Below are 20,533 nucleotides of genomic sequence, written 5' to 3'. Positions count from 1 at the left end.
CAAGGCGTTCGTCGCCGGGCCAAGAGCACTCCGGGAGGGCGTCAGCATGGCCAAGCAAGCTCGGCTCCGCTTCAACTGCTATCTGCTCAAGTCCGGAGAAACCGCGAGGACCGCACTTCGCCCAATGTATCGAAAAGGTGGGGATGCGGAACTTGAGGAGATCCCCGCGCAGGGAGATGCCCCAGCTGGGACGCTGGCGATGTTCGGTAGTGACTTACAAGATGCTCCCAAATGGGCGGCCTCACTGGGGAGCGTATTTCCGGGCCTCGATGCCGCGACTCGAGCAACGAACCGCCTTATTATCTTTCTGCCCGTGAATGATAGGCTTTTTGCGATTTGCTTTGGGTATGGAAGTAGTGCTTTGCAGTGGGATGCCATCGAGCACAACTTTGGCCTTAAATATGCTGCTCGCTCGATGCGCCCAGACCGCGTCAAGGAGCTGCGGAGCCATCGTATCGACTCGTTGGCACGGAGTCAGCAGGTGCAGTTGCGCTCAGGGGCGGCTTTGCGCGAGTTCGATGTAGCGCTCGAAGGCGAGTTCGTTCGGCGACTTGTTGGAGAGATAGAGCATCGCGAAGCCGCCGATGGGACGCTGGGAGGCGTCATTGCCAGTGACTCCGTGAGCTTCCGTGCAAACGTTGATTTAGCCTCTTTGGCGTTAGAACTCCGAGAGATGTTAAGTCAAAGCGAGGGGGGCGCTCAGAGTGACTTCGAGTTTCTTGACGCATTGCAGCCCGTGCCTCTGACTGAGGAAGCAGTTCAAGTCGCTGAGAGTGCGATAGTTCAGTCGCTGCTGGGCGCCACTGGATCCGACGTCCCGGGTTTAGAGATCTCATTGTTAGAGATGCTCGTTCCCGACTTTGTGCCGATAGAGGATCTAGGCGCTGTACGCGTCACATATAAGAACAAGGAGCAAGTGCTTGAAGAGGTCTCAACCTCGGAGCTATCTAAGGTCCTCCAGGTTCTTGGCGTCAAAGCAATTCGTGAGTCTCTGACGCAGGTCAGGTTGGAAGCTTTCGATGACGAGGGCACGCCGGTAACTAAACTTGTACCGTTGCGGAGCTGGCTTATTGCAGAGCTCTCTGACTCGGTCGGACGACTCATCTTGACTCTTGGTCGTTGGTACCGACTCGACGGTGCCTTCGCTCGCCAGCTCGACGCCGACTTGGGGCGTCTACCCGACGCCTCCCGGGCCCTTGCCCTCCCTGACTGGTCGTCAAAGACGCCTGGAGAGGGCGACTACAACGCCTTCTGTGCTGGCGTGAGCGAAGAGTTCGTCCTGTTGGACAAAGTTGACCTCCGGTCAGACGGTGATGAAGTTGAGGCATGCGACCTGTTCCATGTTACGGGCAGATTAGTTCACGTGAAGAAGTACGCGGGTAGTCAGTTAATGAGCCATCAACTTTCGCAGGGTTTGGTTTCCGTCGAAGTGCTTCGTGGCGATTCCGCTTATAAGCAGGCCTTTGAGGATCATGTGCATGCGTGTAGCGCCACCCACTCGGCGGCGGCCGCAAAGGCGCCAGAAGAAGTGACCTACGCCATCGGCGTAAAGGGCGATCGCCGCATCCCCGAGAGTCTCCCCACCTTCAGCAAGGTCAATCTTCGTGACTTTTCGCGACGTCTCCGCCGAGCGGGAGTTAAGGTTTCGCTAGCGCGGATACAAATGAACTAGGTAATCATCGTGAGTGGGTGCCGATTGGGTTCAAACGTCTCGCGTAGTGCGAGTCGTTGCTCGTGTCCGCAAAGTACCTGATCTAATGTTTTTCGGACGCCTTCGCATGACCGCCGATAACTTGAGTCGTTGCTTTCGACGTGGCCGGACGCGGGCGAGCGACCATCGAGCACTTTTGTGTCGAGTTTAAATTTGGTCGTCATGAATACTCTGAGCAAGAAAGGGCGATATGTTCGGAACGATCATAACTGAGACGTATGGCTTGAATGATCGCCGAGCGGTCCGGGCGGCTATTCTAGATCTTTGTGGCCCTGAATCTGGCTGGGGATGGGCTAGCAATGGAATCTATGCATACTTCGACCCTAGGCGAACGCCTGGCGCGAAGATAGACGGATCAAACATCTTCTACGTGGGGCTTGCGACCGATCTGGCTCAGCGATTTGCCCAACACAACGGCCTCAGCGGCCCGGCCAGTAGATCGAACAAGTGGGGAAAGATCGAGCCGTGGCTGCGGGGTCATGCCGAGATTGGGTTGTCATTGTGGGTTCAGTCACCGTTGGCGCAATCAGACAACGCCTCCTATAGACGGTACATGGGCCCGGCATTCGCAGACGCCATCGAGCAAGTTTACTCCGAGCAGCAATCCCAGAGTGTGATGGCTAGTGTCGCCCATGTCGAAGGGCTTCTAATTGAGGCGGCCAGACTGACATACGGAACGAGGCCAAAATGGAATCGCGTCGGTGGTCGTCGTCGCGGAGCTGCGCGAGCACAAGCGGCCGGCGATGACTTGCTCAGGCTGATGTCCAACGACCCTCGAAGCCTGTTTGTGGCGCGGCGTTCCCTGCGCGAATTATCGGCCAACCCAACTTGGGTAATCTATGAGACAGCGCTTCATGCCGCCCGCTCGCACGCCCTTATGGCCAGCGCCTTCTCGGCCAAATCTTCGGTTGGCAATGGCGAGATAGTGGGCGCAATACACTTGCTCAACCGGGCAATGAAGTCACTTAGTGCGCATGGCGGCGACTATCAAACTGATTATGACCGAATACTGAGTGATGGGTATGTCTAGTTGGGGTGCACTGCTTGCGCATTGACCGGCAAGTGGGAAAAACTTATGAATATGGAAATTGAATGCGGCGTAGGTCGTGTTTCATCATGAAGTGACAGCCTTCTGGTGGCAAACAAGGATGCTGGTACTTGGTCGACCCTTTGCGATCGCCTCCATCGATCATCGAGCGCGTGATCTTGCCCTTTTCGCAAAGGCAGCTACTGCAACCGTGGAGGCCCCAGCTACATCTCCACTCTCCACTCGACTGGCAATTGAAGACATGTGCAAAAGAGATGCCGTTGCTCGCGACAGCGTCCGACTCGCGGGAGCACGCGTTTGCATAGAATTCGAAGCGCGACCATGAGCCCATGTGGAGTCAAGCCTCGGCAATGTCAACTGCGGCGCTAGCTTGCCCCCACCGAACCACACGAGTGCACCGTCCGCTGTGCAGTTCCCGGGGCTGGCGACTGCGTAACCAGTTACGACGGTCGGATCCAGCTGGCTGCGGCGGAGGCGCACTTTGACGCCAGCGGCCTCCAAGTGCTCGATGAAGCCGGCAAGGTCAGCGCTCAGAACGGCAGCGCGGCGCACTTGGCGGCGCAACTGCTGGCGAGGCGTCTCTCGGGCGCCTTGGCGTACCGCTTTTTCGCTCTCGGCCCGCGTCGGGCGTTTGGGTGCCGTCCGGTCTCGCGCCGGAGTGACCGTCAGGCCGTACCGCAGTTCCACAGTGCGGCACGCCGCGCCGAGCTTGGCGTAGTCGTGCGAGTCGCGAGCACGACGTCCGTCCTGCCGGGCGAGCGTGACCGCCAGGTGAATGTGGTCGTCGGCGTGCCGGACGGCCACCCAGCGGCACGCAGAGGCGTCGCCGCGAGGGGCCAGGCCAGTCTGGTGCAGCACCTCGACAGCTATGTCAGCCCACTCCGCGTCCGTCAGTCCTCGATCTCCCGGGGCCGTTCGCAGCGGGCAGTGCCACACCGCCTGTGAGGGTCGGTTGTCGAGCGCGGCCAGCGGCTGCTCCAGTAGGGCCGTCAGGTGCTTGAGTCGCGGGTCGCCTCCGGGGGTGTGGGCGGCGACCACTCCGTCGTCCCAGGCCGCGACGAAGTGGGGGTCGGTGTGCTCGTTTGCCCGGCCTGGACCGAACAGGTAGCGCAGCAGTCCGCCGATGTCATTGCCTCGGACGACCTTGCCGATCATGTCCCCTCCCTCGCGGTCAGCGTCAGCGGGGGAGCGGCCGCCGATCGCTGAGAGCGTCTCGCGGCCTGGACTAGCTCGGCGGCCGCGCCGTCGAGGCGCTCGACTGCGCGGTCGGTGATGGCGACCGCGGTGGCCAGCCACTCAGGCGCCTCTCCCGAAGCGTTCAGCGCCCTGACCGCTTGGTTGACGTTCACCGCGAACCGGCGCACCTGCGTACGGGCCGCCATGAGTTCCACCAGCGCCTCGCGGACCGGTGTGAGCGACGGCGCCCGCACACCCCGGGCAGCCGCCAGCGCTGCTTCGGCGGCGTATCCCGACGGGGTCAACCCGGCGGAGCGGGCAGCCTCGGCCAGCAGCTCGTACTCCTCGGCCGTGGCGCGGAACTTGACCTGGCGGTCACGGGCGCGGGTGTACCGACGTGCCCGGCCGGGGCGCGGTCCGACGGCGCTCACTGCGCCCGCCTGCCCGACCAGACGCCAGCCCATGACGACGACCGCGCCCGGTCGACGTCGCCCCCGCTGGGGCCTGCGATGCGCAGCGAGCGGAACCCGGCGCGGCAGCGACGGCGCATCTGGGTACCAGATGCATATCTTGCTCCCGCCCTTCCGACCCCAGGATGAGCCGCCAGCCGCGGTCGGCACGGCAGGGCCACGAGCACCGCGAAGGCGCTCACGAGGCTTCCCGCCGGTCGAGGATCTCGCAGGCCCTCCGCAGCACCGTGGTGCGCGTCAGCGGCATGTTCTCCGCCGTCAGCTCGGCGCGGGCCTGCTGCTGCAGCGCCATCCGGCCACCGTCGAGCGCCTGCAGCCGGGCCTCGAGGGCGTCGACGTCTTCGGCGCTGAGACCTGAGGCGTGCTCAGGCTTGGAGGCCTCGTCCCACCACGGTCCGGCTTCGGCCAGGCGCATCGGGGAGCGGGTGGCGGGGTCGGCTGCGACCTTCAGCAGCGCTGTGGCGGCGAAGCGCGCCGGCCAGAGCCGCCGTCGTACGGCGAGCTCCAGGGCAGCCAGCAGGTGCGGGGCCTGCCAGCACGCGGTCCCGAGGCCGTGGGCGGCGCGGGACGCCGCGCACATCTCGACGATCACCTCCAGTCCGCCATGAGGGTCGATGTTGAGGCTGCGGAGGAACTCCACCTCCTCCTCCCGCGCAGCGCGCTGGGAGGCGCTCGGTGCGGGGGACGGAGGGGGAGGAGGAGAACTTCTCTGGGTAAAGATCTCTGGGTCGGGCCGCACATCTACGGCCACCCCTGCCGCAGATCCGCGGCCAGTAGCCGCAGAAGTGCGGCCACCCCCTGCTGCCACCGGCAGGTTCTGCTGCGGGCGAGCAGCCTGATCACCAGACGTGCTGGGAGCGGTGGCCGCAGAAGTGCGGCCACCCCCGTCGTCGTCCGGCCCGTCGCCGGCAGCAGGGCGAACCGTTCGCAGGTAGTAGAGGTTGGACAGGTTCACCCCGCCGCGGCGACGCCGCTCGATGACGACGAGGCCCTTCTCCTCGAGGTTGCGCAGCGCGCGGTCGACGGCGTCCGTGGAGCGGTGCAGCCGCTCGGCGAGGGTGGCGCGGGAGGGCATGCGGACGCCGCTGCCGTTGCCGTAGCGGAGTAGCAGGGCGTAGAGGCGAAAGGCGGGGTCGCTGATGCCGGACTCGATCACCCACTCCGGGACGATCGAGAAGAGCTGGTCCTCAACGACGAGTGCGTCGGGGATGGTCGGTGCCGGTGGTGGCGTGGCGGGGTCGAGCACGGGGTCCTCCTGCTGGATGCGTCCGGGCAGGCGTCGTCGCCGCGCAGCCGGTGAGAAGGGGCTGCGCGTCGGGGACGCGCTAGGAACCGCGTCGGGACCAGCTGTACGCGACCGCACGGGTCGGACGGGCTGGACGTGGACGCGGGAACGAAGCGGCAGGTCAGGGGCCTGAGCGGCGCAAGGTGTTACACGACGGACGCGCCGCATGATCCCTACGGATCAGAAGGTTGCAGGTTCGAGTCCTGCCGGGCGCGCTCGTTGAGACAGCGACGCACGGAGCCCCTGAACAACGGAAACGTTGTGAGGGGGCTTCTTGCGTGGTGGAGCCCGATCGCCCCTGAGGGGGCTGGCGCGTGTCCTGCGCTCACATCTCGCCCGCGTCCGCCGTGTGCCTGTCGGCGAGCAGGGCCTCGGTGCGGTGAGCGCCGTCGTCGCAGACGTGGCTGCGGAGGTTCGCAGCGACCGTGGTGGAGCGGCCGAGGCGGTCGGAGGTGACCTCTGGGGGATGCCGGTCTCCAGCGCAGGGCCGGCGCCGGTGTGCCGGGGTCGTGCAGTCGGACCAGGCGCATGCCCGTGCTGCGGATGAGGGCACCGAAGTGCTCGGTCACCCACTCCGGGCGGTAGGAGGTGCCGTCCTCGCGGGTGCAGGTGCGTCCACGGGGGCCGGGGCCAGCTGCTCCTCGCGGTGCCTGCGGGGCATCTGCGCTGTCGCCACGGCGAAGGGGTCTCGTACCTGCTGATGGGCTGGCGCCAGGCGGTCCGCGCGTCAGCAGGTGCCGTTCGTCGGCCATCGCCAGGTGACCCGCCGGACAGCACCGACGCGTCACTGCAGCAGACGCGGCTCCGCGTGCGGACGCGCGGTCGGGGAACCCGACGGGGCCGCGACCGCGACACCCGCCGCACCGGTGCGAGCCCCCGTTCGGATGATCTTGCCGTCTCGGGGTTACAGGAACGCTGAGTGATCGCTCACTCTCACTGCGTGACTACTTGTCGAGCCGCGCGCTCCACCCTCCGGTGGCGGCGCCGGGCACTGGCCGCCTCAGCGACGGCCTCCGTGCTCGCCACCGCCCTCCTCGTGCCCACCGCCGCCCCCGCCACCGCAGCCACCTCACCCGTGGGCACCGGCACGACCTGGGGCGACTCCCTCTTCGACGACGTCTCACGCAGCGCGCTCAGCGGGCGGTACGACGACAGCCGCGACCCGGGCTCGCTGTCGACCACCACCTCCGTGATCGGGGCCCGTGACGCCTGGAAGAGCCAGGACTCCAAGGGCCGGGCCATCACCGGCCAGGGCGTGACCGTCGCCGTCCTCGACAGCGGCGTCGCCGCGGTGCCAGGACTGACCCGCGTGGTCCAGGGGCCCGACCTGTCCATCGAGGCCAACAGCCCCACGACGCTGTCCACGGACAGCTACGGCCACGGCACCCACATGGCCGGGATCATCGGTGCGTCCGACGCCCAGACCCTGTCGAACGGCACCCCTGTGATCCGCAGCGGTGACCAGCTCGGTGTCGCCCCCGGCGCGGGCCTGCTCGCCCTCAAGCTCGCCAACACCGACGGCAGCACCGACGTCAGCCAGGTCATCGCCGGCATCGACTGGGTGGTCGAGCACCGCAACGACAACGGCATGAACGTCCGCGTCATCAACCTCTCCTACGGCACCGACAGCACCCAGGACTACCGCACGGACCCCCTCGCGGCGGCCGTCGAGCGCGCCTGGCAGGCCGGCATCGTCGTCGTCGTCTCGGGCGGCAACACCGGCAAGAACGCCGGAACGCTGACCGACCCCGCGGTCGACCCCTACGTCATCGCCGTGGGGGCCAGCAGCCCCGACAGGTCTCGGATCGGCCGTCTGGTGGGCTCCGTGGCGAACGGTCAGCTCCCGTGGGGCAACCCCTCCACGGCCGACTTCTCCGCCCGCGGCACGGCGGCCCGCCACGTCGACGTCGTCGCCCCGGGCACCTCGGTCACCTCCCTGCGGGCCCCCGGCTCGAACGTGGACACCACCCACCCCGAGGGCCGCGTCGCCAACGACGCCAGCAACCGCCTCTTCCGCGGCAGCGGCACCTCGCAGGCCGCTGCCGTGGTCAGCGGGACGGCCGCCCTCCTCCTGCAGGCCAACCCCGGCCTGACCCCCGACGGCCTCAAGGCCGCCCTGATGGCCACCGCGGACCGCGTCCCCGGAGCCAGCGCCGTCGACGCCGGTGCCGGCCAGATCGACGTGACCGCCGCGCTGCAGGTGGTGCGCAAGGCCGCCGCCGGCGACCGGTCGGCCAAGACCACCGTGTCCAGCAAGCAGACCTGGCCCGTGTCGAGCGGGCTCGGCAGCCTGGAGCGGGCCCGTGGCTCGGCCCACCTGGTCGACCCGGCCTCCGGCCGGGTCCTGTCCGGCGAGGTCGACGTGCGGGGCAGCGCCTGGAGCGGTCAGGCGCGCAAGGACGCGGCGTCGCGCGGAGCGACGTGGTCCGGCGGTTCCTACCTCGGCACCCCCTGGACCGGCAGCGGCTGGACCACCAGCGGCTGGCAGCGCTCGCGCTGGAGCGACGAGGTCTGGCAGCGCTCGCGCTGGTCGGGGGCCGGGTGGGAGGCCTCCCAGTGGAGCCGCTCGCGGTGGAGCTCCGACAACTACTCCGCCAGCCGCTGGAGCTGAGACCCCCGGCGCGAGTCCTCCCACCCCCTCTCCGACGGGGTGGGAGGACTCGCGCCGTCCGCGGAGCTCCTCTCCGAGCCCCGGACCTGGTCGAGCGCCTCGGAGCAGCGGGGCGACCTGCGGCCTGACCGCCTCAAGTCCTGCTGTCCCTCGACCGAAGGACCGGGGGACGCGGTGCACCGCGCCACGCGCAGAGAGGGGAACGAGGTGGACCTGGCAGCAGCGGCGCGCACCGCGTCGGGAGCCGTCCGCCGCCTGAGCGGTCCCGGGCCGGTGACCGCGGCCCTGATCGTCGCGGTCGCTGCGGGCGGCGTGGTCGCCGCCCTGCACCTGCCCCCTGTGCCGCTGGTGACCGAGGCCCCGCTCCCGGGCTGGGTGGGCCTGGTCGTGCTGTGCGCTGCGTTCGTGGTCGCCGAGGTCGGCCAGATCCACGTCGAGATCCGCCGGCAGGCCTACAGCTTCTCCTTGACCGGCGTGCCGCTGCTGCTCGGCGCCCTCTACTGCCCGCCCGACGTCCTCGTGGTCGCTCGCCTGGCGTCAGCCGCAGCGGTCTTCGCCGCGCAGCGGCTCTCCCCGGTGAAGTCGGCCTTCAACCTCTCCGCCTACCTGCTCGACACGGCCCTGGTCGTCCTGGTCGCGCACCAGCTGGTCCAGCCCTCCGACGGGATCGAGGTCGCCACGGGAGTGGCCGCCTACGCCGCGATGGCCGTCTCGGACGTGGTGACCTGCGCACTCATCCTCGCCGTCATCCAGGCCAACACGCGGTCCGTCTCTCGCGCCGACGTCGTGGAGATCTTCCTCACCGCAGCACCCGCCGTCGTCGTGAGCACGCACGCCGGTCTCCTGCTGGCTCTGCTCGCGAGCACCGGGTCGCTGGGCTGGGGTCTGGCGGCGCTCACCACCGTCACCGTCGTCACCGTCCACCAGCTGCACACGGTGCTGCGGCGCCGCCACGCGTCCCTGCAGCTGGTCAAGGACTTCGTGGAGATCGAGGTCGACGGCCCGGAGCAGCCCTCCGCGGCCGGCGACAGGACCTGCGCCCTGCTCCAGCACGTGCGGACCGTGCTGCGGGCCGAGCACGCGCAGCTGCTGGTCCCGGCTGCCGACGGCGACGGGTGGACGGTGCTCCGCCAGGCCCACGAGGACCCTGACTCGGTCGAGGCCACCTCGGACGCCCCCGTCACCGGGCGCCGGGCGGCGGAGGGGCCCCTGCTCCAGGCCGCGGCGCGCGGACCCGTCCTCGTGGGGAGCGGCACCCGGCACGACGAACAGCGCGCGTGGCTCGCGACCGTCGGTGCCCGGGACGCCCTGGCCTGCCCGCTCAGCAACCAGGCCGACGAGGGGGTGCTGCTCCTGCGGGACCGGCTCGGCGACACCGCCACCTTCACCCGTGACGACCTGGCGATGCTGCAGACCCTCGCCGGGCACCTGGCCGTCAAGCTGCGGGCCGCGCGCCTCGTGGAGCAGCTGCGCCACGACGCCACCCACGACCCGCTGACGGGGCTGCCCAACCGCTCCGCGCTCGAGCACCGTGCCGCGGCAGCGCTGGCGGCGCAGGCCGGTGGCGGGCCGGCGCCGGCGGTGCTGGCTCTGCACCTGTCGAAGATCGACGAGGTCAACGCCGTCCTCGGTCACCGGGTCGGCGACGAGCTGGTCGTGGCGGTGGCCGCTCGTCTGGTGCAGGCGCTCCCGGGCGCCGTGGTGGCGCACCTGGCGGGCCACGACTTCGCCGTCCTGCTCGCCGCGGGGCCGCTCGACCCCTTCGCGGCCTCGCGGGCTGTGGCTCACGCCCTCCAGGAGCCGGTGCAGCTGTCCGGCACGGCGGTCTCGGTGGGGGCCAGCACCGGCATCGCCGTCGCCGTCGCCGGAGAGGACCCTGCCGACCTGCTGCGCCGCGCCGGGACCGCTGAGTCCTCGGCCCGCGCCGCGCGCAGCGGACCGGTGCTGCACACCGCGGCGCTCGACGAGGGGCGCGCCGAGCGCGTGGGCCTGCTCGCCGACCTGCACCAGGCCCTGGAGGAGGACCAGCTCGCACTGCACTTCCAGCCCAAGCTGGACCTCGCTCTGGGCGTGGTGACCTCCGTGGAGTCGCTGGTCCGCTGGGACCACCCCCGCCTGGGACGGCTCTCGCCCGACGTCTTCGTGCCGCTGGCGGAGTCGACGGCGCTGGTCGACCCGTTCTCCCACCACGTGCTGGGCAAGGCGCTGCGCCAGGCGCGCCGCTGGCACGACGGGAACGTGGACCTGTCCGTGGCCGTGAACCTGTCCGCGCACAACCTGCACGACCCGCACCTGGTGGAGCGCGTCGCGGCGGCGCTGGCGACCGCGGGGGTGCCTGCGTCGCGCCTGACGCTGGAGCTCACGGAGAGCTCGCTGGTCGACGACCCCCGGCACACGGCCGAGGTCCTGGAGCACCTGGCATCGATCGGTGTGACCATCTCGCTGGACGACTTCGGCACCGGCTACTCCAGCCTGTCGTACCTGCAGCGCCTGCCCGTGCGCGAGCTCAAGATCGACAAGAGCTTCGTGCGGGGGCTGGAGTCCACGGCCAGCCCCGAGGCCGCGGCGGTCAGCGCCGCCCTCATCCGCAGCATCACCTCGCTGAAGGACGTGCTGGGCCTGCGCGTCGTCGCGGAGGGGGTGGAGGACTTCGTGGTCCTGGAGAGGCTCCGCGACCTCGGCTGCGACATCATCCAGGGGTACGTCATCAGCCGGCCGCTGCCGGCCGACGAGCTCGACCTGTCGCTGCTGCGGTGGACGGCACAGGACCGGGGTCCTCAGCGCCTCGTGTGAAGACCGCGCAGCGCCTCCCTCGGCCGGGGACCGATCGCGGCGAGACCGTCGCCGTCGCCTCCGACGGTCCCGCGGGTCGGGGCGTCGCTCGCGCACGCGACCTGCCCGGCGGGCGCCGTGCTCACCGGTGGGGGTGGCGGCTCCAGCGCAGGCTCCTCGAGCGACTCCGGCCAGATCGCGGTGAGCACGAGGTACCCGTCCGCCCGCGACGGGTGGCGCTCCCGGGTCGTGAACACCGGGTCCGCCGCGGTGACCGTCACCACCACCGCCTACGCGGTCTGCGCCTCCTGAGGCGCACCCCGGAGGTTCAGTCCGCTGCGTCGACCAGGGCCGCTGTGGAGGGCTGCGCGCGCAGCGCGTCGCGGCGGGCGGCCGTGGTGCCCGGCTCCCACTCGGGGTGGCCGTCCACCAGCTGGTACCCGTCGTGCACCCCGCCGTCGGGGCAGACCCAGCGGACCTGCGGGTCGTCGGCGGTCTCGTGGACGAAGAACGCCCCGTCGACGAACGCGTCGGGCGTGGCCAGGAGCGGGGTGCTCACCGGCACCTTGAAGCGGAGCCGCACCGCCTCGACCGCGGCGGTGTACCGGGTGCGGGCGCGCCGGACCTCGGGGTTGCGGCCGACGGCGGGGTCGTCGGTGGTGGTGGCGATCACCTCGCCGGCCATGCCGACCCAGTAGCGGGGGTGGGTGGCCGAGCGGGAGTCGCGCACGTCGACGACGTTGGCCCCGGGCACCTTCGCGTCGGGGTGGGGGTCGACCACCGCGTCGGCCGGCACCCCCTCGAGGGCGTGCACCCGGCGGACCGCGTCACCGGCCATGCGTGCGGAGAGCTCGCGCGCTCCCTCCGGGGAGGTCGGGACCCCCAGGGTGGTGGCGGAGTCCGGCGAGAGGTCCTGGGGATCGCTCACGTCGTCACGCTAGGGACGGCGGGGAGGTGCCGGTAAGGGCTCCGCCGTCCCCCTCCCGAGGGGGGTCGGCGCGCCGTCCGGCGTGGCGGGTCCTCGCTCAGATCTTGACTCGTTCAGGAAGAGGGGCCAGGATCGAGGGGTGCGAGACGACGCAGCCGGAGCGCGCGCGCTGCGCGCCGTCGGCCTCCGCGTCACCCAGCCCCGCCTCGCGGTGCTGGGAGCGGTGCGCGCCCACGCGCACGCCACCACGGACGAGCTCATCGTCGCCGCGCGCACGCACCTGGCGCCGCTGTCGCACCAGGCCGTGTACGACGTGCTCCGGGTGCTCACCGAGAGCGGCCTCGTGCGCCGCATCCAGCCGCAGGGGTCCGTCGCGCGCTACGAGGCGCGCGTCGGCGACAACCACCACCACCTGGTGTGCCGCGGCTGCGGAGGCATCACCGACGTCGACTGCGCCGTCGGCGCGGCGCCGTGCCTCGCGCCCGGCCACCCGGTCGACGGCACCGGCTTCGTCGTCGACGAGGCTGAGATCACCTTCTGGGGGCTGTGCGCGGCGTGCGCCGCCGCAGCCCACCCCTCTGACACTCCACCCGTCCCCACCAGAGAGGCAGACCGTTGACCGACATCGCGCAGGAGAAGGCGAACAGCGCCAGCACCAGCGAGAGCGAGAACCCGGCCATCCAGCCGCCCTCGCCGGTGACCGACCACCCCCGCTCGCTGCAGGACTGGTGGCCCAACCAGGTCGACCTGACCGTCCTCAACCGGACCTCCCGCGAGTCCGACCCGCTGGGCGAGGACTTCGACTACGCCGCCGAGGTCGCGACCCTCGACGTCGCCGCCGTCAAGCGCGACCTGGCCGAGCTCATGAAGACCTCCCAGGACTGGTGGCCGGCCGACTGGGGCCACTACGGCCCGCTCTTCATCCGCATGTCGTGGCACGCGGCCGGCACCTACCGCATCGCCGACGGGCGCGGCGGCGGCGGCCAGGGCGCGCAGCGCTTCGCCCCGCTGAACAGCTGGCCCGACAACGCCAACCTCGACAAGGCGCGCCGCCTGCTGCTGCCGGTCAAGCAGAAGTACGGCCGCAAGCTGTCCTGGGCCGACCTGCTCGTGCTCGCCGGCAACGTCGCCCACGACGACATGGGCCTGCCCACCTTCGGCTTCGCCTTCGGCCGCGCCGACACCTGGCAGCCCGAGGAGGTCTTCTGGGGCCCCGAGGACTCCTTCCTCACCGACGACCGCTACGCCGGCCCCGACACCCCGCTCGACCTCGAGCAGGGCAACCTGGCCGCCGTGACCATGGGCCTGATCTACGTCAACCCCGAGGGCCCGCAGGGCCGGCCCGACCCGCTCGGCTCCGCCCACGACATCCGCGTCACCTTCGGCCGCATGGGCATGAACGACGTCGAGACCGTCGCCCTCATCGCCGGCGGCCACACCTTCGGCAAGGTGCACGGCGCCGGTGACGCCTCGCTCGTGGGCAAGGAGCCCGAGGGCTGCCCGGTGCACGGCAACGGCCTCGGCTGGAAGAACCAGCACGGCACCGGCAAGGGCGCCGACACCACCACCAGCGGCCTCGAGGGCGCCTGGACCCCCACGCCCACCGCGTGGGACAGCTCCTACCTCGACACGATGTTCGAGCACGAGTGGGAGCTGACCACCAGCCCCGCCGGCGCCAAGCAGTGGAAGCCCAAGGACGGCGCCGCCGCGGACCTCGTGCCCGACGCGCACATCCCGGGCAAGAAGAACAACCCGATCATGCTGACCAGCGACCTCGCGCTGCTCGCCGACCCGGCGTACCACCAGATCATGGTGGAGTTCCGCGACGACCACGCGTACTTCGCCGACCAGTACGCCCGCGCCTGGTTCAAGCTGCTGCACCGCGACATGGGCCCGCGCGAGCGCTACCTCGGCCCGGACGTCCCGTCCGAGGTGCTCATCTGGCAGGACCCGACCCCCGCCGTCGACCACGAGCTGGTCACCGAGGCGCAGGTCGCCGACCTGAAGGCCCGCCTGCTCGACTCCGGGCTCACGGTCCCCCAGCTGGTGCACACCGCCTGGTCGGCCGCGGCCTCCTACCGCGACACCGACAAGCGCGGCGGCGCCAACGGCGCCCGCATCCGCCTGGAGCCGCAGATCGGGTGGGCCGTCAACGAGGGCGTGCGCGACGTGCTGCCCGTGCTGGAGCGCGTGCGCGACGAGTTCCAGCAGGCCAGCGGCGCGAGGGTCTCGCTGGCCGACGTCATCGTCCTCGGCGGCACCGCCGCGGTGGAGAAGGCCGCGGCCGACGCCGGGGCGCCGGTCTCCGTCGGGTTCACCCCCGGCCGCACGGACGCCTCCCAGGAGCAGACGGACGTCGAGAACTTCCGCTGGCTCGAGCCGAAGGCCGACGGCTTCCGCTCGTGGGTCGACCCGCGCACCAAGGTGCACGCCGAGACGCTGCTGGTCGACAAGGCCTACACGCTGGGCCTGACCGCCAAGGAGCTGACCGTCCTCGTCGGCGGTCTGCGCGTGCTCGGTGCCAACACCGGCGGCGCGGTGCACGGCGTCTTCACCGACCGCGTCGGCGTCCTCTCGCAGGACTTCTTCCGCACCCTGCTCGACCTGGGCGTGGAGTGGCGCACCTCGAAGGACGCCGAGGGCGTCTTCGAGGGCGTCGGCGCCGACGGCTCCGTGGTGCGCACCGCGACCGCGGCCGACCTGGTGCTCAACTCGCACTCGGTGCTCCGCGGCATGGTCGAGGTCTACTCCTCCGACGACGCGGCCGAGCTGTTCACCCGCGACTTCGCGAAGGCGTGGCAGCGGGTCATGGAGCTCGACAGGTTCGACCTGCACCGCTGACCCGCAGGTCAGAGCGCGCCCCGTCCCCGTCACCGGGGGCGGGGCGCGCGGTGCGTCCGGACGGTCTCCGTCACGGGGGCGCGGTTTCGACCTGACGCGGGCCCGCGTCGTGGGTGAGGATCGGGAGGTGGCCCCCGACGACGTGGTCGCCGACGGCGACGACCACCCCCAGCAGCGCCCCCAGCACCGCGCCCGGCCCCGACCCGAGGACGAGTACGGCGACGTGCTCGCGAGCCTCGACGAGGCGGGCCTGCCCGGGGCCTGCTTCCCCGTGCCCGACGGGGTCGCCATCCGGGTGCCCCTCGACGACGCCCAGGTGCTGCACATCGCGCAGGTCGCGGGTCCGCTGCCGGACGACCGCGCCGACCTGACGGGCTGGGGCGTCAGCGTCATCGCCCGCGAGGCGGGGGAGGAGCCGCGGCTGGTCGCCTGGGACGGCGCGGCCCGCACCGACGTACCGGGTCTGCTGGCGCTGGTGAGCGCGGTGCTGCTCGACACCATGCGCGGCCCGTCGAACGCCGCCTGAGCCCTTCCGCCGGGGGCGCTCAGCCGAGCGCGGTGCCGACGGCGAGCCCGACGGCCGCCGCCGCCACCGACCCGCCGAGCATCGTGACCGCGTGGAGCGCCGCCGCCCCGCGCCGGCGGTCGCGCAGCAGGGCCACGACCTCGACGGAGGCGGTGCTGAAGGTCGTGTAGCCACCGAGCAGCCCGGTGCCGAGCACCGCCTGCGCCGTCTCGGTCGCGGGGGTGGCGTGCGCCTGTGCCAGCCCGACCAGGAGCCCGAGCGCGAACGAGCCCGTCGTGTTGATGACCGTGGTGGCCACCGGGAGCGACGCGGCCCAGCGGGCGCGGAGCGCGCCGTCGACCACGAACCTGAGGCCCGCGCCGAGCCCGCCGGCGACCACGGCGAGCAGGACGACGACGGCGGTCACGGCCGGGCCCCCGCGCTGCGCGACCACGAGGCGGCTGCCGCCACACCCGCGGCCGCGGCGACGAGGCCGAGGAGCACGGTGAGCAGGGCGTAGCCGACCCCGGCCAGCAGGTGCCCGGCCAGCAGCAGGTCGACCTCGACGGCGAAGGTGCTGTACGTCGTCAGCCCCCCGCAGAAGCCCGTGCCGACGAGCAGCCGGACGATGCGGCGTCGTCCGGCGTCGGGCCCGCGGCGGGCGAGGCCCTCCAGCAGCGCTCCCAGCACCAGGGCGCCCACGAGGTTCACGAGCAGGGTGGGCAGTGGAAGGTCCGCCGGCCGGGGCAGCTGCCCCTCGGCGGCGACGCGCACCGCCGTGCCCGCGGCGCCGCCCAGCACCACCCAGGCGACGAGCGCCGGCTGCCGGTGCGGCGGGTGGGGGGCGCTCACAGCCGTCGACCGTAGCGCGACGCCTGGTGGCCTGGGGGAACGAAGATCAAGTACGGCCGACGGATGCCGATCACAGGAGGGAACGTCCCCCGCGCTTCCCCCGCCTCTCGGAAGGACCCGTCGTGTTCCGTCGTCTCGCCGATCTGAAGATCGCTCACAAGCTCTACGCCGGCTTCGCCGTCGTCTGCCTGCTCCTGCTCGTGGTGGCCGGCATCGGTGCCACCCGGCTGAGCAGCGCGCAGGACAACCTGGACTACCTGTCCACCAGCGGGCTCGCGTCCGTCGCCACCATCGACCAGGTCAACCAGACGTTCCAGGACGTCCGCCTCGACGCCCTCGGCGCCGTCCTGGCCGTGGACGCCCAGAGCGCCCAGAGCGCCCTGCAGACGCTCGCGGACGACCAGCAGAAGGTGGAGGCCGACTGGGCCACCTATGCGGGCTCCGACCCGTCGGCGACCGCCGCGCAGCAGAAGGACGCCGAGGAGGCCATCCAGGCGTACAACGCCCTCCTCGCCGAGGCGCAGCCCATGATCGCCAGCGGTGACCGGGACGGCTTCGTGGCCTTCCGCGCTGACAAGATGATCCCGCAGGCCAAGGTCGCCAACGACGCGCTCGACGCGGTCCTCGAGGCTGAGAAGCAGGCTGCCGTGGACATCGCTGACTCGGGCGAGGCCGCGTACCACTCCGCCCTCGCGCTGCTCATCGGATGCGTGGTGGTGGCGCTGGGCCTGGCGGTGGCGATCGCGGTGGTGGTCTCCCGTTCGGTGACCGGGCCGCTGGCCAAGGTCGTGGACGTGATGGGTGCGATGGCCCAGGGCCAGCTGGACCGCCGTGTGGGTCTGAGCTCCAAGGACGAGGTGGGCCAGCTGGCGGTGGCTGCTGACACCTCCCTGGACGCGCTGTCGGCGGCGATGCGCGACATCCGCTCCGAGGCCGACGGGATGGCGTCCTCCTCCACGACGCTGTCCAGCGTGTCCACCCAGCTCTCGACCCAGGCCGAGGACGCCGCGGCCCAGACCCAGGTGGTCTCGGCGGCTTCGGAGCAGGTCAACGCGTCGATCTCGACGGTGGCTGCTGCGGGTGAGGAGATGACGGCGGCGATCGGTCAGATCGCGACGGCGACCGCTGACGCCTCCTCGATGGCGACCACGGCGGTGGGTGCTGCTGAGCGGGCCGGGGACATCATCACGCGGCTGGGGTCGTCCAGCCGTGAGATCGGTGACGTGGTCGCGCTGATCACCTCGATCGCTGAGCAGACCAACCTGCTGGCGCTGAACGCGACCATCGAGGCCGCGCGCGCTGGTGAGCTGGGCAAGGGCTTCGCGGTGGTGGCTGGTGAGGTCAAGGAGCTGGCGCGCCAGACCGCTCGTGCCACCGACGAGATCGTGGCCAAGGTGGCTGCGACCCAGGGTGATGCTGCCTCGGCGGCGACGGCGGTGACGGAGATCGCTGATGTGATCAGCCGGATCGACGCGTTGCAGGCGACGGTGTCGGCGGCGGTGGAGGAGCAGTCGGCGACGACCTCGGAGATGGTGCGCAACATCACCGAGATCTCCACGGGGTCCTCGGAGATCGCCACGAACATCTCCAGCATCGCCTCGGGCACGGAGCAGAACCGGGAGTCGGCGGGTCACACCGCCTCGACCGCTGGTGACGTGGCTTCGGCGGCGGGGCGTCTGCAGACGCTGGTGGGTCGCTTCACCGTCTGAGCCCGGGGGTCCGGTGGGCCCTGCGCCGGCGGCCCGGTCCACCTGCTGGTGGGCCGGGCCGCCGTCGTGTCAGCTGGACGGCTGGGGCCACCCGCGGCGGGCGGCGACCTTCGCGAGGGCCGCGCGGAGCAGCCCGTCGAGCTCATGCCCCGCGGGGTCGGAGGCCACCAGGGCGGCCAGCTCGCGCAGCTTCACGTTGCGGTCCTGGCTCACCGCGCTGAGGGCCTCGAAGGCGTGCTCGGTGGAGCAGCCCAGGTGGGCCGCCACCACGCCCTTCGCCTGCTCGATGGCGGCGCGGGAGCGCATCGCCACCTGGAGGTTCTCCGCCAGGGAGCGCAGCTCGGCCATCTGCTGCCGCGCGCCGAGGAGCACCGAGGCGGCCTCGCCCACCAGGTCGAGGCGCGCGGGGTCCGACTCGGCCTCGATGCCGCCGGGGACGTCGCTGTAGACGGTCAGGACGCCGAGCACCCGCTCTCCGGAGCGCAGGGGCAGTGCGAGGGCGCCGCGCACCTCGCCGCCGGCGGCCAGCTCGGCCAGCCGTGGCCAGCGCGGGTCGGCGGTGAGGTCTGCGGTCACCACCGGGGTGGCCGTGCGGTGCGCGTCGGCGGCCGGCCCCTCGTCGGCGCGCCACTGCAGCCCGTCGGCCGCCTGGGCCTGCGCGGAGTCCGCCGCGGAGGCGGCGGGCTGGGCGGGGTCACCCACACCGGTGCTCGCCCACCGGGCTCCGGGGACGGCGTGCAGGGCCAGCTCCACGACGGCGGTGAGCAGCTGCTGCTCCGAGGTCTCGCCGTCCAGCGGTGCCGGGTCGTGCGGGGGGTGCTGGGGGCCGTGAGGCACGCGGCCCTCCTGGTCCGTGGCGGTCACGAGCGCACCGATGCTTGATGCGAGGCAACCATCATGCCAGCGGTGCCTCGCGCTCCGCCTGCCGATGAATCGTGCGCGGACTGCCCATGACTCGTGGGCCCGCTGCCCTCAGGGCAGTTCACTCCAGCACCGACCTCAGAGGAGACGACCGGCACCGGCCGGCCGTCGGGCCGGGGCGAGGAGACGACGTGGTCGGGCGAGGTCGGGTGCAGGCGGTGGCGGAGCAGCCGCGCGACGTGGAGGCCCTCGAGGCGGTCCTGCAGGCGCTGGAGGAGCCCGTCGTCGACGAGCTCGAGGCGCAGCTGCGCATCTCCACGACCCTGCGAGACCGGTTGGGCTGCTCCTTCGCCGGCGTCTGGATGCCTGACGCGAGCGGCGAGTTCGTGCTCCGGGCCGTCAACGGCGAGCTCGCGCAGCTCCCCGTCGGCGGGGAGGTGGGCCTGCGGGCCTCGGCCTTCGCCGGTGCCGAGCACCGGAGCGCCTTCGAGGTGCGCGAGCCGGTGCGGCTGCCCCTGGCCCCCGGCACGAGCCGCGCCGCCGAGCGGTGCCAGGCGTTCCTCTCCGCGGGCGCCCTGCACGGCGGTCTCATGCCGATCGTCCTGGACGGTCGCACCACCGCCGTGCACGAGCTGCGGTCGCGCGCGCCGCTGCCGTTCTTCGACGGCCGCGAGGGCAAGTGGGCCGCCATCTCCCGCATCGCCGCCCAGGTGGCGCGGGTGGCCCGCAGCACCGCGGCGGTGGCCCAGGTGCTGGAGGACCGCGAGGCCGTGACCGAGGTGGTGACCCGCGTGGTCGCCGCCGGCACCCGCGACGCGGCGATCCGCTCGACGCTGGAGACCGTCAGGTCCGCCTTCGGCTGGGCCTACGGGTCGTTCTGGGAGATGGACCCCTCGGGCCGGCAGCTGCGCTTCGCGCTGGAGTCCGGGTCCGCCGGGGAGGAGTTCCGCCGGGTGACCCTCGCCGCGTCCTTCGCCGAGGGCGTCGGCCTGTCCGGGCGGGCCTGGCGCGCCCGCGACCTGGTCGCCGTGGAGGACCTGGGCCAGCTCACCGACTGCGTGCGCGCCCCCGCCGCCCAGCGCGCGGGCGTCCGCTCCGGAGTCTGCTTCCCGGTGGTGGTCGGCGGCCGGGTGGTCGGCACGATGGACTTCTTCACCACCACGACGACCGTGCTCAGCGAGTCGCGGGCCGCCGCCCTGCGCCAGGTGGCCCAGCTGGTCACCCAGCGCCTGGAGGTGCTGGCCCGGGCCGAGGCCGACGCCGAGTCCGCCCGCGCGCTGCTGGACACCGTCACCCGGCTCCGCGCCGCGTCGACCGACGCCGCGGAGGTCGGCGCGGGCAGCGCCCAGCGGGCCCGGGCCGTCGAGGCCGACGTCGAGGCGCTGGCCGCGGCCTCGACGTCCATCGGCGACATCATCAAGGTGATCTCCGCGATCGCGTCGCAGACCAACCTCCTCGCGCTGAACGCCACCATCGAGGCGGCCCGGGCGGGCCAGGCCGGCAAGGGCTTCGCGGTGGTGGCGGGGGAGGTCAAGGAGCTGGCGCGCGCCACCGCGGAGGCCACCGGCCAGGTGGCCCAGCGGATCGCCGACATCCAGAGCTCCTCGGCCGCGGTGGCGGCGGGCATCTCGGCCACCGCCGAGACGATCGGCCGCCTGGACGCGGTCAACGCCCGGACCGCCGACGTGCTGTCCGAGCAGGAGGCGATGGCGAGCGCCTTCGGCGCCGCGCACGCCCGGGGCTGACCCCCGCGGGGCACCCGGC

General features: G+C 71.4%; 16 protein-coding genes. 9 read left to right on the top strand and 7 right to left on the bottom strand.

Annotated elements, in window-relative coordinates; genetic code table 11:
• Positions 1-46: 46 nt before the first annotated feature.
• Together F1641_RS15595 and F1641_RS15590 are read left to right on the top strand one after the other, a co-directional pair.
• On the top strand, positions 47-1,672 hold the full coding sequence (locus tag F1641_RS15595; RefSeq protein WP_194907147.1) for a DUF6119 family protein: 1,626 nt from the start codon (positions 47-49) through the stop codon (positions 1,670-1,672).
• A 592-nt stretch (positions 1,673-2,264) separates the two neighbouring features.
• On the top strand, positions 2,265-2,741 hold the full coding sequence (locus F1641_RS15590; protein WP_194907146.1) for a hypothetical protein: 477 nt from the start codon (positions 2,265-2,267) through the stop codon (positions 2,739-2,741).
• A gap of 159 nt (positions 2,742-2,900) precedes the next feature.
• Here F1641_RS15590 and F1641_RS24005 read toward each other — a convergent pair whose 3' ends face one another.
• From F1641_RS24005 to F1641_RS15575, 3 genes are all read right to left on the bottom strand, one after another.
• Positions 2,901-3,914: a relaxase/mobilization nuclease domain-containing protein gene (locus tag F1641_RS24005; RefSeq protein ID WP_194907145.1), complete on the bottom strand. Its 1,014-nt coding sequence runs from the start codon at positions 3,912-3,914 to the stop codon at positions 2,901-2,903.
• The gene (locus F1641_RS15580; protein ID WP_194907144.1) at positions 3,911-4,366 is read right to left on the bottom strand and encodes a hypothetical protein; all 456 of its coding nucleotides are present in this window, start codon (positions 4,364-4,366) and stop codon (positions 3,911-3,913) included. The genes F1641_RS24005 and F1641_RS15580 overlap by 4 nt, the downstream gene beginning before the upstream one ends.
• Positions 4,367-4,583: 217 nt before the next feature.
• Positions 4,584-5,651 carry a helix-turn-helix domain-containing protein gene (locus F1641_RS15575; RefSeq protein WP_194907143.1) on the bottom strand — a complete coding sequence of 356 codons (1,068 nt, stop codon included), beginning with the start codon at positions 5,649-5,651 and terminating at the stop codon, positions 4,584-4,586.
• Between the two features lie 1,054 nt (positions 5,652-6,705).
• Here F1641_RS15575 and F1641_RS15570 point away from each other — a divergent pair.
• Both F1641_RS15570 and F1641_RS15565 read left to right on the top strand, forming a co-directional pair.
• Positions 6,706-8,301 (top strand): S8 family serine peptidase, encoded by a 1,596-nt coding sequence (locus F1641_RS15570; RefSeq protein WP_194907142.1) that lies wholly within the window; start codon positions 6,706-6,708, stop codon positions 8,299-8,301.
• A 207-nt stretch (positions 8,302-8,508) separates the two neighbouring features.
• A complete protein-coding gene (locus F1641_RS15565) occupies positions 8,509-11,094 on the top strand; it encodes a bifunctional diguanylate cyclase/phosphodiesterase (protein WP_194907141.1) in 2,586 nt (861 codons plus the stop codon).
• 307 nt (positions 11,095-11,401) lie between these two features.
• Here the strand turns inward: F1641_RS15565 and F1641_RS15560 are convergent, their stop codons facing one another.
• Positions 11,402-12,001: a hypothetical protein gene (locus F1641_RS15560; RefSeq protein ID WP_194907140.1), complete on the bottom strand. Its 600-nt coding sequence runs from the start codon at positions 11,999-12,001 to the stop codon at positions 11,402-11,404.
• Positions 12,002-12,140: 139 nt separating this feature from the next.
• Here F1641_RS15560 and F1641_RS15555 point away from each other — a divergent pair, with 139 nt between their 5' ends.
• The 3 genes from F1641_RS15555 (at position 12,141) to F1641_RS15545 (ending at position 15,368) form a co-directional block, all read left to right on the top strand.
• Positions 12,141-12,620: a Fur family transcriptional regulator gene (locus tag F1641_RS15555; RefSeq protein ID WP_194907139.1), complete on the top strand. Its 480-nt coding sequence runs from the start codon at positions 12,141-12,143 to the stop codon at positions 12,618-12,620.
• A complete protein-coding gene (gene katG, locus F1641_RS15550) occupies positions 12,617-14,842 on the top strand; it encodes a catalase/peroxidase HPI (protein ID WP_194907138.1) in 2,226 nt (741 codons plus the stop codon). Before F1641_RS15555 ends, katG begins: the two co-directional genes overlap by 4 nt.
• A gap of 127 nt (positions 14,843-14,969) precedes the next feature.
• On the top strand, positions 14,970-15,368 hold the full coding sequence (locus tag F1641_RS15545; RefSeq protein WP_194907137.1) for a hypothetical protein: 399 nt from the start codon (positions 14,970-14,972) through the stop codon (positions 15,366-15,368).
• A gap of 19 nt (positions 15,369-15,387) precedes the next feature.
• Here the strand turns inward: F1641_RS15545 and F1641_RS15540 are convergent, their stop codons facing one another.
• Positions 15,388-15,774, bottom strand: a complete 387-nt coding sequence (locus F1641_RS15540) for a CrcB family protein (RefSeq protein ID WP_194907136.1) — start codon at positions 15,772-15,774, stop codon at positions 15,388-15,390.
• The gene (locus F1641_RS15535) at positions 15,771-16,199 is read right to left on the bottom strand and encodes a CrcB family protein (RefSeq protein WP_194907135.1); all 429 of its coding nucleotides are present in this window, start codon (positions 16,197-16,199) and stop codon (positions 15,771-15,773) included. The genes F1641_RS15540 and F1641_RS15535 overlap by 4 nt, the downstream gene beginning before the upstream one ends.
• A 122-nt stretch (positions 16,200-16,321) precedes the next feature.
• On the opposite strand from F1641_RS15535, the gene F1641_RS15530 reads away from it, so the two are divergent.
• On the top strand, positions 16,322-17,908 hold the full coding sequence (locus F1641_RS15530; RefSeq protein ID WP_194907134.1) for a methyl-accepting chemotaxis protein: 1,587 nt from the start codon (positions 16,322-16,324) through the stop codon (positions 17,906-17,908).
• 69 nt (positions 17,909-17,977) lie between these two features.
• On the opposite strand, the gene F1641_RS15525 is transcribed toward F1641_RS15530, so the two are convergent.
• Positions 17,978-18,745, bottom strand: coding sequence for a GAF and ANTAR domain-containing protein (locus tag F1641_RS15525; protein ID WP_194907133.1), 768 nt, complete (start codon positions 18,743-18,745; stop codon positions 17,978-17,980).
• A gap of 215 nt (positions 18,746-18,960) precedes the next feature.
• On the opposite strand from F1641_RS15525, the gene F1641_RS22535 reads away from it, so the two are divergent.
• Positions 18,961-20,514, top strand: a complete 1,554-nt coding sequence (locus tag F1641_RS22535; RefSeq protein ID WP_309225647.1) for a methyl-accepting chemotaxis protein — start codon at positions 18,961-18,963, stop codon at positions 20,512-20,514.
• Positions 20,515-20,533: the final 19 nt, after the last annotated feature.

Origin of the sequence: Quadrisphaera sp. INWT6, from assembly GCF_015390235.1 — a bacterium.
Lineage (GTDB): Bacteria > Actinomycetota > Actinomycetes > Actinomycetales > Quadrisphaeraceae > Quadrisphaera.
The sequence above is the reverse complement of the archived record's forward strand: the minus strand, read 5'-3'. Positions and strand labels throughout refer to the sequence as shown.

Coding starts and splice junctions, on each gene's coding strand:
- F1641_RS24005 (WP_194907145.1), bottom strand. CDS start 3,914: ATGATCGGCAAGGTCGTCCGAGGCAATGACATCGGCGGACTGCTGCGC.
- F1641_RS15590 (WP_194907146.1), top strand. CDS start 2,265: ATGGGCCCGGCATTCGCAGACGCCATCGAGCAAGTTTACTCCGAGCAG.
- F1641_RS15595 (WP_194907147.1), top strand. CDS start 47: ATGGCCAAGCAAGCTCGGCTCCGCTTCAACTGCTATCTGCTCAAGTCC.